The sequence below is a fragment of the Oceanobacillus sp. B139/18 genome, from assembly GCF_055524595.1.
This window is the reverse complement of record NZ_JBVFXI010000001.1, coordinates 1,464,551-1,477,329: the sequence shown is the minus strand read 5'-3', so window position 1 is coordinate 1,477,329 and position 12,779 is coordinate 1,464,551. Positions and strand designations below refer to the sequence as shown.

Below are 12,779 nucleotides of genomic sequence, written 5' to 3'. Positions count from 1 at the left end.
ATCTTCCATCGAAGGAACAGAAACGGGAGCAATGCCACTGCTGCTAATTGCATTTATACTAATATTTGCTTGTTGGCTCTTCAATTATCGAGGTTTCTGGAAAACATTTTCTTTGATCATATTATTAGCCATTCCGGCTGTTTTTCTTCTTTTTTCGGTAGCTTTGGGGCTTGGTTATTTGTTTCACTAATTCCGGATGTGTATGTATAAATAATTTCCTAAAAAAGGTGATAGATACTCGTCTTGTATCAATATCACCTTTATCATTACCTGAAATCTAATCTTTTTAATTTTCGGATGGAAGCACGAAAATCTACACTTCTAAATGCTAAAATAAAGATGAATGCAAAAAGGATATAGGTCACGCCAACGAGAAAAGAACTTTGCAAGGGGGAAAGCCATTCTGTTAAAAAACCTGCCCCAATCATCGCGATACCCATGGAACTATTCTGAAACATGGATAACGAACCAAATAAAAATCCCCGTTTAGAAGCAGGAAGTATTTTCATCAACACCGTATCAAAGCAGATGTCACTTATTCCTCCTACAAATGTTATAAATATAGCAAGCATTAGAGCTTGCACAAAAAATCCCGATTGGCTGAGTAGTAAATGACCTGTGCTCTCCAGTAAAATCATGAAAACTCCTATTACAATATATTTTCCGCGAATCCACTTAACCATTGTCGAGCTCAAGACAAAGCCCATTCCTAAGGATGCATAAATGGAACCAACTCCCAGATCTCCTTTCTCAAATACTTCTAACGCAATCAGGTTAAATATGACATTGTCTACGCCGTTTGCAAGCGGCATGAGCAGCATAACCATTAAAAATACACGTAATAAAGCAACTTTTATAATTAGAAATCCACTTTCACGCAATGAAGATTCTGCAGCTTTTATTTTTGAACTTTTGGTAATGTTACTTTTTGTTAAACGCCTTATTAAAATCGCTGCTGCCATTAGACAGATTGCATGAAGGGAAAATAAAACGTTCACATTGGTTAAAAAAGCAATGATTCCTCCAAGCATTGATCCGAAAACAAGTGTTATCCCTACGACATTCTGCTCTAACCCATTAACGGAAACCAGGTTTTTCTTTTCGACAATATCCGGAATAAGCGAAAAACGAACGGGTCTATACACAGCCTGCCCGCTGGAGATAATAAATGTACTAAGATATAACAGCCACAGCTGCTCTGTTATTGCTCCCAGTATCGGAAGTAATGCGAACGGTGCTCTCAACAAATCTGTCCAAAATAATAATTTGGCCTGGTGAAAACGATCAGCCAGATAACCGCTGATAGGAGCAAATAGAATGGTGGGTAAGACCAGCAGAGCCATAAGTATTCCTAATGCAATTCCGGATTCTGTTAATAGATAAAGGAGCGCAAAGGAACCGACTTGAGCGAATCTTCCACCAATCCCATTTAAGACAGAGCTCCAGAATACAATTTGATAGTTGGGTTCTTTTTTTAAAACATGAAAAACAAGCAAACTATCTCCTCCAGTAAAATAGATGGATATCTAAATAGATGAATATCTAATTAGTTATTTAAAAAAATAGCCTGATTAAACAGGCCACATATCAACCGGATTAAGTTCATAAATATTATTTTGGCGATACATAAAATGTGCCATCACAAATTCACGCCGAATCGTTGCATAATCTGGATGATATTGTTGAATACGTTCATTGATTTCTTTTTCTGGATACGTTTTTCCGTGCTCTAAACCACGCAGCATATATTCTAAGAGAATCAGCTTTTTCTTTCTTTGAGCAGGCAATGACTTTAATCTTCCTTGATGATCAATGAAATTCTGAATAACCATTGCTTTTTCTTCTTTTGTGATATCAAACTTTCCAAACATTTCATCACTCCCGATTCGAATAATCTCCTGCGCCATTCGTTCCAGTTTATCTTTATTTAAGTAAAAATAAATCGTATTTTTATCACGTCGTTGATAAACCACATCAATTTCTTTTAATTTTGTTAAATGGTGCGAAATGGTTGGCGGTTTCAACCCTAATTTGCCTGCAATTGCTTGACCATGGAGCGGCCCTGATTTCAATAAGCTAATAATGCGTATCCGGGTTTTATCTCCAATGGTTTTGTGAAAATGAACGATTCGATCTAGTTGCATCATTTTGCCTCCTCATCTAATTAGATTATAATCTAATTAGATGGATATGAAAACCCTTTTATCTAAATTAATATTTAGAGGCAGGACAGTTTTTACCCAAAAAGCATTCGTACTCCCAAAGTATATTGTAATATATATGTAAAAATAAGTTAAATACATCGAATTGGAATTCATTTTATCACATAAATGGATTATACTTGTTAAATAAAGGTAAAAAAGGAAGAATATGCCGTGAATAACCGAAGGAGTTAATGAAGTTGGAGAAAAGAAAGAATGGTATTTTTATTTTTTTAGGAATTTGTATTTTAATCGCGGGAGGATTTATTGGCGGCAGTCTCAGTGGTGGGGCAGACAGCATCAATCAGCAGGATGAAGAAACAGATGATTCGTACAGGTTAATTGTGCAAGAGGGGACGCTTTATATGTATGATACGGTCACAGGGCAGGTTTGGAGAAAAACAGATACTCCTGATTCGAAGTGGGAAGTGGATGAATCCCTAATTGACGATTATTGAAAACGAATAAATCAAGCGTATATAATTATTGAGAAACGCAAATTGAAAATAATCAACCCTATTTAGAAAAATAAAACAACATTTCATGAATAAGGAATCTGCTTAATCGTTCGATAGCATGTCTAAGCAGATTTCTTATTCATTTTTTTATTCGTATATATGAGAATAGCAATTGCTGTTATAAAAAATAAAAAGAAGAGGATAAAACCTGCAAGATATTTATCCAAAATAATAGTAAAAATTAAAATGGCCAGACCGGAAAGAATAAAGCAGACTTTAGATAATATATTTAAAACGGAAAACATAATTGAATACTCCTTTAAATCGTAAAATAATAATCAAAAAATATCGATACTCCTGATGGGTTATTACCGTAATTTCAAAGTCATAAGTGTATGAAGGGCATTCCTTCCATGCTACTGTTCTGCTTGAATAAGATATAAATATACTTATTCGAAAGGATACTATACTTAAAAATTAGTGTAAAGCGTTCTAATAATAGATATCTTTCAAGTTTTTTAACGTTATCCGGCTTATCGCAAAACACGCCCTATTACGGAATAGGACGTGCCCGTGTAGCATTTCATTTTAAAATATTTACTTAGAATTCATATAATAAATCAGATTATCAGCCCATTCATCAGACTCATAAATAAATTTTTTTCTAATACATTCATAGGTGAACCCCACGCGTTCTGCTAGACGGATAGAAGGTGTATTATCTAAGTTTATATGAGCCTCTACTCGATGAAAATGAAGATTGTTAAAAGCAAACTTTAACCCTTCGTTGACAGATTCTTTGCCATAGCCGTTTTTCCAGAATTGATTATGGATTCGGTATTCTAAAAATCCCCATTGAAATTCGCGCCTCATAAGCGTCCAAAATCCAACCATACCGATGTGTTTGGAATCTGACTTGCGAAAAACGCTTAAAATATATCCTTCATCCTGCATAGCCAGCTGTTCGTGCCTCTTCACTGCCTCATTAAACTTTTCTTGTGTCCAACCGTTCAAGTCCATTTTGGGACTGTCATGTTTATGCTGTTGAGGAAGGGTATGACGGAAGCCTTCCAGCCATCTGTCATAATCCCGGCTCTCCAGCGGCCGTAATATTAATCTTTCCGTTTCTGAATAAAGATTTTGTTTTTCTGTTTCCAATGCGACATCTCCTTAGCATGATTTTTTCCAAAGAATATCTCCGCTCTACTTTTTTGATTTAATTTATTTGCCATAAGACATCACACCTTTCAACTAGATTATGTATTTATCATACCATTTTTTATTACAGAGTGAGAGGGCATATTACAATATACGCAAAATGAGCTTTGTTCTAAACGCTGTTTAACGTGCATCATAATGTATTTCTTCAGTAAAAATGAACTTATTCCTCTACACTAACTTCAAAGTCGAAAAATTCGTCCATTATCTTTTCTAATTCCTCTTTATCAATATTTGCTCCATCACGTATAGTTAGATTAATATGGAGATTTTCATCTATATTTGCTGCATAAGTAACATTCTGATCCATGCCGTTCTCTTTTAAATAATTTTGAACCATCTCGGTAATATTCATTTCTAATATTTCCAATCTTGCTTCTTCAGTCGACGTCTGTTCAATTTCGATTGTGTATTTATCTGCTAAATCATATTGCTTCAGTTTATCTAATATATCTGAATGAAATTCTTCTATATCCACCGTATCCGGATTGATATCAAAAAATAACACGGGATTCTCTCCATCATCATGCCCGCTTGATGCAGCATGTATATCGTAATTTTCAAATGTATAATCCAGTATTTCTTCTGCTATAATTTCATCCTCCTCTCTTTCTTCCAAAGAAAAGTTGTTAGAAAATATAGTAATGATTACGATAAAAAGAAGAATTCCTGAAAATATAATTATTTTTTTCTTCATATAAATAATAGCAGAGGGGAAATAGAGTGTCTAAGTCATATTTTCTGATAATATAGTATTAATAGTCTGAGAGGGAGGTAATGTTATGTTAAATGATCCATGGTTTACCGTTCGAAAAATAGATGAAAAAACATATGCCATTAGTGAGCTTGGTCATTGGGAAAAAGTGCATTCATTTTTGCTTATCGGAGACAAAAAAGCAGCTTTAATTGATACTGGCTTAGGTATTGATAATATCAAGCGAATCACAGATCAGCTGACGCCTCTGCCCATTGATGTTATCACGACGCATGTACATTCCGATCATATTGGAAGTCATGGAGAATATGACCGGATATTTGTTCATGAAGCGGAAAGAGATTGGCTTGTTCATGGCATTGTAGGGTTGTCATTAGAACAAATAAGACAAAATACAGCAAGGGATATTACGATTCCTGTGCCAGAAAGCTTTGACCCGAATACATATAAACCCTTCCAGGGTGAGCCAACTGGAATTTTAAAAGACGGTGATAGGGTGGAGCTGGGGAACAGAACATTAATTATCTACCATACTCCCGGCCATTCTCCAGGTCATATTGTGATTTTTGATGAAGAGACCGGATATTTATTTACAGGGGACTTGCTATATGATGAAACTCCAATCTATGCTTTTTATCCGACAACCAATCCGGCAGACTTAGTAAATTCGTTAGAGAGGCTCACGCAAATAAATCATGTCTCCATGATTTATGGAGCGCATAATACATTGGGACTTCTTCCTGAAATTTTAGATGAAGTTAAAAATGCAGTGGAGTATTTACGGAAGCATGATTTTGTGCGATTTGGCACGGGAGTTCATACTTTTCATGGGTTTCGTGTGCAGTTTTAACTTCGAATATCATTAAGAGGGAAGGGAAATTCAATAGCTGAATCAAGGAGTGTAAAAAATGAATGTAACTGAATTTCAACAATGGGTAAATAGTTATTACCAACATAGAGGCTGGTCGGAATTAGATATTTTCATCCGGATCGGTTTTTTAGCAGAGGAAACAGGAGAAGTAGCAAGAGCCATAAGAGCACTGGAGATTGGCAGGGACAGACCGGATGAGATAACGGAATCAATTGCCGAAAATAGAGATGCTTTAGTAGAGGAATTAGGAGATGTACTGGGGAATGTTATCGTTATCGCCAATAAATATAATATCTCTTTGGAGGAAGTATTTCAGTCTCATAAAGAGAAGCTCTTAGAGCGTTATTCTGCGGACGGATAATATCGTATTTTATAAATAAGGAGCTGTCAACATGCAATCAGCGTATACGGAAAACAAGGAACACAATAAAACAATCCTAAAGGAATATGTAGAAATCAATGGTGCAAAGCAAGGGATCATTGTAGAATCTTTAAATCAAAATAAACCATTACTTTTATTCTTGCACGGCGGGCCCGGGTTTCCAGCTTATCCCGTCAATAAAGCACATGGGGTAAACCTGGAGCAATATTTTGATGTGTGTTATTGGGACCAGAGAGGAACTGGAATGTCGTATGATGCGGAGACAGCTAAAAAAGGGGTTATGGTGGAGCAGTTAATTGAAGATACAATTGAGGTAACAAATCATCTAAGAAATAAATACGCACGGGATAAAGTGTTTCTTCTTGGTCACTCCTGGGGCAGCTACCTGGGCAGTCTGGCGGCGCAAAAACGTCCGGATCTTTTCTATGCGTATATTGGAGTGGGGCAGATAGGTTCTCAGCTGGAATCAGAAAAAGAAGCCTATCAATATATTTTAAAAACGGCAAAGGACAGGAAGGATAAACGTGCTGTTAAGCAAATTGAAAATGTGACTTTTGATGAAAAATTTTATGAAAATCGAACTTATGGCGCTATCAGGACTAAATTTACCGAGAAGTATGGCGGGGGCTTTAAAAGAGAGGGTTACTCCAATCTGGAAAGGTTGAAGCACGTTTTTTCGTGTGCGAATTATACATTTAATGAACGAATCAATAGTTTTAAAGGGGCTGTTTTAGGCTGGCAGTCACTGGGGCATGTAATGGCCGCTGCAGATTTAGCAGAGCTTGTTCCCAAGCTTCCGTTGCCTGTCTTTATTCTTCAAGGCCAGCATGATTATCAAACAACCTACACACAAGCGAAACGTTTCTATGATTCCATCGAAGCTCCGTTCAAGAAAATGTATACCTTTGAAAATTCCGCACACACGCCTTTTATTGAAGAACAAGTGCTATTTTATCAAATTATTGAAAATGATATTTTGCCTGTGGTTGAGGAAGAGATCTATTCTATTTAAATCGTGTATTCAAATAAAAATATTAAAAAGCAGGTGGCAGTATGAAATTTAATAATTTTTCAGCAGTGCAAGTAAGGATAGCCAGACCGACAGATAAATTTGATGAAATAATCAGCTTTTACGAAACGGGTGTAGGTTTAACAAAAATAGAAGTATTTGAAGGAGACAGAGGGATTAAGGGAGTTATCTTCGGATTGCCTCATACAGACTATCATTTAGAATTTACATCTCATCAAGACGGAAGCCCATGCCCTGCACCTACGAAAGATAATCTGCTGGTTTTTTATATAGAAAATAAAGATGAAATCATGCATGTCGTAAATCGTTTGGCCCAAATGGGATATAACGAAGTAGAGCCAGAGAATCCCTATTGGAAAGACAAAGGAGTTACCATCGAAGATCCAGATGGCTGGAGAGTCGTTTTTATGAACCGCTCCTATGATTAAAATGAGATGTGTTATTTTTTAGAAAATTAGTAAGCTATCCTACCTTTCATGCTGATGTTAAAATGTAGTAAAAGAGGAGGTAATTATCATGACAGAAAAGAACGGGAAGGAAATTCTTTTAGCAGAGAGCGAACAGAATTTTAAAGCGTTATTTGAAATCATTGAATCTATACCCCCTAGAAAAAGAAGTATGACAATAGAGACAGAAGAAAGAGATAAAAATTTTCGGGATGTATTGATGCATTTATATGAATGGCATGCCATGCTTGAAAGATGGTACAGAGAAGGGATGGATGGAGATACGCCGTTTATGCCGGCACCAGGTTATATGTGGAGAACAATCAAGCCGCTTAATATGCAAATTCGGGAAAACTATCAGGATGTAACGATGAATCAAGCCATAAAAAAATTGAAGTTAAGTCATCATCGGGTAATGAAGTTGATCCAATCTCATACAAATGAAGAAATTATGACGAAGAAATATTATAAATGGACAAAGACCAGTAATTTATATGGATATTTTGCTGCGAATACTTTCAAACATTACATATGGGCAATCTCCAAATGTGAAGCTATTGCAAAGTCGATTAAAGAAGGGGAAAATAGCTTGAATAAAAGAAGAATAATTAGGTAAAGATTTGAGAAGGCATACTGGATATACTTCAGAGGACATGGCTTATACAATAATCAAGAAGAGCGAAATGATTTTCTTAAATAATTAATGTGCACAGCGTACATCACAGCGCTTTATAATGCTGATAACTGGGAGAAATAAAACATCATTTGAAGTAAGCCGAATTTGCGACAGCTCAAATGATGTTTTTTCCCATAAGGCTATAGGATAAATCAACCCAACTTACTCGTATCCATACCAAAGGATTTCTCTAATCCTTTTATTCCTGTATCAGTAACTTTTACAGCACGGCCAGGTAATCTCTCAATCCAGCCTAAATCAAACAATTGAAGTAAAATGGCATTTCCGAGAGATCCTGCCAGGTGATAACGTCTTTCACTCCAGTCCAGACATTTTCGGGCAAAGTGTCTTCGTTTTTGTCGTAAAGCATCCAGGTCGATTTTAAAGCTGTTAAAGAATTCTTCTCCAGCCTTCGTTACTATAAAAACGTCTTGATCTTCCACCACATATTCTTTTTCTACCAAGGCCTCTGTTATTAATACACCAAGCTTACCTGCTAAATGGTCATAACATGTTCTGGCAATTTGAATTTTTTCAGAGCGTGAAAAATCCTTCAACGAATTCACCTGGGCAGACGGAGCAAGAACAGTCAACATTTCGATTGCCTGAGCAACCTCGGCGTTCGCAATTCGAAAATAACGATGCCGGCCATGCTTTTCCACGCGAAGTAAATTTCCTTCTACCAGTTTTGATAAATGACCACTTGCCGTTTGCAAAGATACATTTGCCCTTTTTGCTAATTCGCTTGCAGGAAGTCCATCAAGATCAAGAAGAGCTTCTAACATCGCAGCTCTTGATGAATCAGCCATTAGTTTTGCAACATATGAAAAATCAGGTCTGCTGCCCATTATTATTCCTCCCAAAACATTCATACTTCGATTATAGCCGAAGTATCTGCGTGCTACAATAGGTTATACAATATGACAGGAGGATTATGAAATGAATACAAATGAATTGATTACTCTTAATTTTGAAGAAGTCCGGCGCAGAAGCGAAAAAGTTTGGAGAGCAATCCCAGAAGAATTGCTGCAATGGAGACCTGATGAAAATGCAATCAGCTGCTCTGAAATGATTAGGCATGTATTAGAAGGGGAGTTTCTCTATCATCAAATTATCCTTGGCAGAGGGAGTAGGGCGTTAACCAATATATCTAATCCTTTTGAGGATAGAGTATTTACAACAGTGGATGATGAATTGGAATTTGCTAAGAAGTACCGCAATGAATTTATTAAATATATTAAGACAATACATATAAATGATTTAGAAAATATTGAAATTGACCGTTCAGATGTTGGTTATAAAAGAAAACTGGGCGATATGTTATTGCGGATTGCATATCATGAATCTGTGCATACAGGACAACTGTTAAGTTATATGAGAACAATGGGGGTAGAACGCCCTAATATATGGGATTAATTTTTTTCTTTATTATGATAGATTATAAAAAGCTGTTTTAAGTTAAAATAAATTACCAATCATTTTAAAACCATTCATGTATCTCATCAATAGAGCACGCAATGGTTTTTTTATGAAATTAAACAGTGTACATCGGAAAAGCTTTTCATCAGCTTATCCATATTAACCAAAGCAAAATCCTTTGATGTAAAGAGGGCTTAACTGAATAAAAATGTTACAAAATAAGCGGAATGATTTGTTGTTCTCTTTCAAATATGATATTATGTTCTATTGTTGATTAAAAAGTAAATATTTTGTAAGGAAGTTGGTATAAAATGGAAAGCGAAAATACATTTGAAATTAAAAAATATATTCCGCTTTTCGCGGTATTATTATCCGGTGCTTTTGTCACCATATTGAACCAGACGCTGCTAGGGACTGCACTTCCACCCATCATGAAAGATTTGAATTTAAGTGAGAGTACAGCGCAATGGCTACAGTCGGTTTTTATGCTCGTAAATGGGATAATGATTCCAGTTACGGCTTTTTTAATTGATAAATTCACAACACGTAAATTATTTATGACTGCAATGGGATTGTTCACTATCGGCACGTTTATTGCAGCAATTTCACCAAACTTTTCATTGTTATTGGTTGGGCGGATTTTGCAGGCTTCAGGGGCCGGCATTATGATGCCGCTGATGCAGACGATATTATTCCTGACCTTTCCTGTTCATAGAAGAGGTACAGCAATGGGACTGTTTGGACTAGTTATTGCATTCGCGCCGGCGATTGGCCCGAGTCTCTCAGGCTGGCTCGTGGATCAGTTCCCATGGCGCAGTGTATTCTATGTTGTACTGCCGATTGCTATTTTAGATATGATAGCGGCTTACTTCTTATTGAAAAACGTAACAGAGCTGAAGAAACCGAAATTGGATATTTTATCGGTCATCCTTTCTACAGTCGGCTTCGGTGCAATTCTATACGGTTTCAGTGTCGCCGGCGACGCAGGGTGGCTCAGTCTTCAGGTCATTCTTACGATTGTTATCGGCAGCATTTCTCTCTATTGGTTTATTACCAGACAGTTGAACTTGAAAGAACCGCTTCTTGAATTCCGGGTATTCAAACACAGCACATTCACGTTAGCAACGGCGCTTGGAATGCTGGTCTTCGCTGCGATGATTGGGACAAATGTTATTTTGCCGTTATACATGCAGAATATGGTTGGCTTCTCGGCGCTTGAATCTGGGCTTGTCTTGTTGCCCGGTGCGATTATAATGGGATTCTCCAACCCGATTACCGGTTATCTTTTTGATAGATTCGGAGGAAAATGGCTTGCTCGGGGCGGCTTGTTACTGCTAGCCTTGACAACTTTTGCATTCACGAATTTATCTGCGGATACAAGCTTCAACTATCTGGCAACCATGAATGCCATTCGCATGATTTCGATTGCCATGGTAATGATGCCTATGACAACCATGGCATTGAACCAGCTGCCTAACGAATTGATTCCGCACGGGACAGCAATGAATAATACATTCCGCCAAGTAGCTGGCTCGGTTGGTACAGCAGTGCTTGTAACAATCATGTCCACTGCAGCTATACCAGGTGAGGATATCAATGGTATTATTCATGGTGTGAATGTTTCCTTTATCGTAGCAGCAATTATTGCTATCGTTGGATTTATTCTTTCTTTTAAATTAAAAGAAGAGATAAAACCGGGAAATCGTGTCAGCTAAGGCTCTAATATCAAGCTAAATAAAGTACCAGGCATTGTAACAATTGATTATTGTTAGATGTCTGGTACTTTTTTTGATGGAGTATTGAAGAGAGTATTTACATTTATAGTTTCCTTCATAGAATTCTAAGAAAGTTGATCGGACTTGGTATATGGTATAATGGTGGTTAGCATCATTTGGGACGAATAAAATATAATGGAAGAAATTTAAAGATCAGAGAACTCGTTATTTTTTACACTTTAAGAAAGCATAAAGAATTCAAGGAATAAAGTATAAGTGCAACGTTTTTGATGGGGCGAGTAATCGCAGTCCCAACTAAGGCATTCGCGAAAGGCTTGCACTCCAGAGTATAAGGGATTCTAAGAAAGTAAAATACGCTTTCAAGACTCCCCCTTTAGGAAAAGCTTGTCTGCTGCATGCAAAATTTGTAAATATTCATCCTTTTTCTAACGGAAATGGAATAACCTCTAGATTACTTATGAATTTTGAATTGATGAAGTCTGGATTTCCTCCAATTACAATTGAAAAGGACGATAGATTCAAGTATTACGAGGCTTTAGATATTTCTGGAACAGAAGGGGATTATGAACCCTTTCTATTGTTTATAGCCGAGCGAGAGGTGAAAACGTTAGAAAATTATTTAGCTTTTTTAAAAGATTTATAAATAGAACCTTCATTTAGTAGAAGTTTATCGGCACATAGGATGTGATAGGATGGAATTAAATCAAAAAGAAGATGAATTTGCTACGAAAACTACAGCTCAAAATTTGGGGAGCGAATGGCTCTAAACTAACTGAGCGATAAAAAAGTTGTTACTGTCGTTTCAGAAACATGAAAATTTAGGGAAATCTTCAGTTGATATTGTAGTACAGTGAGTTAAAAGAATATATATTCATTAGGATGTAATAGTCCCTTATAATATAGGTATAGACAAGGAGGATTCAATGAATTTTGAATAATAAAAAAATGGATTTTTCTACCCTTGTTGCCAATTTGCTTACTGTTGGTCTAGTAATGGGTAGTATCGCAGTTATTGTAGCCATTCCTATTTTAATAACATATGGTTTATCTAATATTTTAGCAGGCTGGAATCTTATCGAAATACATTTTTTTGATAGTATTTTTATTAATTTTCTTTACTTCGGAGGATTGCTTTTTCTGTCTTACGTGGTGGGGATGCTGTTTGATTTGTTATATATGCTAATCCTTAAAGCAGCGAAAATGAAACAGACAAAGAAAGTAATGCTTTGGAGTTATGTCGTTCAATGGTTGCTTAGTGTTAGTTTTTATAAAATATGTATTGAGCCCCTATTTACGAGGGTTAGTGTATCATGGGAAGGAGCAGCTATTTTATTTTTTTGCTTGTATTTTTCTGCTTTTGTGATCAGTGAAGATTATAAAATTTTTTCCGATAAAAAAAGGTAACGCAATTTTGATTTAAAATCGATCGCAGAAAGATTCCTATATTTTGGGATTCTCCTTGACGAATTCATTGCTTCCATGTAAAGTAAACTGTAATTATTCGTATAATTCCATATATTCTTATCGAGAAAGGTGGAGGGACTGGCCCGCTGAAGCCTTAGCAGCAGACGTTGATTTGTACTGTGCTAATTCCAGAAGCATTTTTGCTTGAAGATAAGAAGAGATT

15 protein-coding genes and 1 riboswitch are annotated in these 12,779 nt (G+C 36.3%); of the genes, 10 read left to right on the top strand and 5 right to left on the bottom strand.

The annotated features are described in order from the left end of the window. Positions 1-266 precede the first annotated feature (266 nt). Together ACZSMY_RS07165 and ACZSMY_RS07160 are read right to left on the bottom strand one after the other, a co-directional pair. Positions 267-1,496, bottom strand: a complete 1,230-nt coding sequence (locus tag ACZSMY_RS07165; protein ID WP_465147603.1) for an MFS transporter — start codon at positions 1,494-1,496, stop codon at positions 267-269. Between the two features lie 75 nt (positions 1,497-1,571). Then, a complete protein-coding gene (locus ACZSMY_RS07160; protein ID WP_465147632.1) occupies positions 1,572-2,144 on the bottom strand; it encodes a DUF2087 domain-containing protein in 573 nt (190 codons plus the stop codon). A 257-nt stretch (positions 2,145-2,401) separates the two neighbouring features. Here ACZSMY_RS07160 and ACZSMY_RS07155 point away from each other — a divergent pair, with 257 nt between their 5' ends. After that, complete coding sequence (locus tag ACZSMY_RS07155; RefSeq protein ID WP_465147602.1) at positions 2,402-2,659, top strand: hypothetical protein; 258 nt, start codon at positions 2,402-2,404, stop codon at positions 2,657-2,659. A gap of 597 nt (positions 2,660-3,256) precedes the next feature. Here ACZSMY_RS07155 and ACZSMY_RS07150 read toward each other — a convergent pair. Both ACZSMY_RS07150 and ACZSMY_RS07145 read right to left on the bottom strand, forming a co-directional pair. Then, a complete protein-coding gene (locus ACZSMY_RS07150; protein ID WP_289585208.1) occupies positions 3,257-3,817 on the bottom strand; it encodes a GNAT family N-acetyltransferase in 561 nt (186 codons plus the stop codon). Between the two features lie 223 nt (positions 3,818-4,040). Next, positions 4,041-4,574: a hypothetical protein gene (locus ACZSMY_RS07145; protein WP_289585207.1), complete on the bottom strand. Its 534-nt coding sequence runs from the start codon at positions 4,572-4,574 to the stop codon at positions 4,041-4,043. A gap of 85 nt (positions 4,575-4,659) precedes the next feature. Between ACZSMY_RS07145 and ACZSMY_RS07140 the strand changes: the two genes are divergently transcribed. The 5 genes from ACZSMY_RS07140 to ACZSMY_RS07120 all read left to right on the top strand — a co-directional run bounded on the left by ACZSMY_RS07140 (position 4,660) and on the right by ACZSMY_RS07120 (position 7,937). Then, entirely contained in the window at positions 4,660-5,442 is a 783-nt protein-coding gene (locus tag ACZSMY_RS07140) for an MBL fold metallo-hydrolase (protein WP_256706073.1), read from the top strand. A gap of 58 nt (positions 5,443-5,500) precedes the next feature. Beyond that, positions 5,501-5,824, top strand: coding sequence for a MazG-like family protein (locus ACZSMY_RS07135; RefSeq protein ID WP_256706074.1), 324 nt, complete (start codon positions 5,501-5,503; stop codon positions 5,822-5,824). Between the two features lie 31 nt (positions 5,825-5,855). After that, entirely contained in the window at positions 5,856-6,857 is a 1,002-nt protein-coding gene (locus tag ACZSMY_RS07130; RefSeq protein ID WP_256706075.1) for an alpha/beta fold hydrolase, read from the top strand. A gap of 41 nt (positions 6,858-6,898) precedes the next feature. Beyond that, positions 6,899-7,303, top strand: coding sequence for a VOC family protein (locus ACZSMY_RS07125; RefSeq protein WP_042533528.1), 405 nt, complete (start codon positions 6,899-6,901; stop codon positions 7,301-7,303). An 88-nt stretch (positions 7,304-7,391) separates the two neighbouring features. Continuing rightward, entirely contained in the window at positions 7,392-7,937 is a 546-nt protein-coding gene (locus ACZSMY_RS07120) for a ClbS/DfsB family four-helix bundle protein (protein WP_042533529.1), read from the top strand. Between the two features lie 212 nt (positions 7,938-8,149). Here the strand turns inward: ACZSMY_RS07120 and ACZSMY_RS07115 are convergent, their stop codons facing one another. Further along, on the bottom strand, positions 8,150-8,845 hold the full coding sequence (locus tag ACZSMY_RS07115; RefSeq protein ID WP_256706078.1) for an ArsR/SmtB family transcription factor: 696 nt from the start codon (positions 8,843-8,845) through the stop codon (positions 8,150-8,152). Positions 8,846-8,936: 91 nt separating this feature from the next. Between ACZSMY_RS07115 and ACZSMY_RS07110 the strand changes: the two genes are divergently transcribed. The 4 genes from ACZSMY_RS07110 (at position 8,937) to ACZSMY_RS07095 (ending at position 12,556) form a co-directional block, all read left to right on the top strand. After that, positions 8,937-9,413, top strand: a complete 477-nt coding sequence (locus tag ACZSMY_RS07110) for a DinB family protein (RefSeq protein WP_256706079.1) — start codon at positions 8,937-8,939, stop codon at positions 9,411-9,413. 314 nt (positions 9,414-9,727) lie between these two features. Beyond that, positions 9,728-11,131 (top strand): MDR family MFS transporter, encoded by a 1,404-nt coding sequence (locus tag ACZSMY_RS07105; protein WP_289585203.1) that lies wholly within the window; start codon positions 9,728-9,730, stop codon positions 11,129-11,131. A gap of 322 nt (positions 11,132-11,453) precedes the next feature. Then, entirely contained in the window at positions 11,454-11,795 is a 342-nt protein-coding gene (locus tag ACZSMY_RS07100; protein WP_354005231.1) for a Fic family protein, read from the top strand. 287 nt (positions 11,796-12,082) lie between these two features. After that, a complete protein-coding gene (locus tag ACZSMY_RS07095) occupies positions 12,083-12,556 on the top strand; it encodes a hypothetical protein (protein ID WP_289585202.1) in 474 nt (157 codons plus the stop codon). A 114-nt stretch (positions 12,557-12,670) separates the two neighbouring features. Further along, positions 12,671-12,773: riboswitch (SAM riboswitch) on the top strand. Positions 12,774-12,779 lie beyond the last annotated feature (6 nt).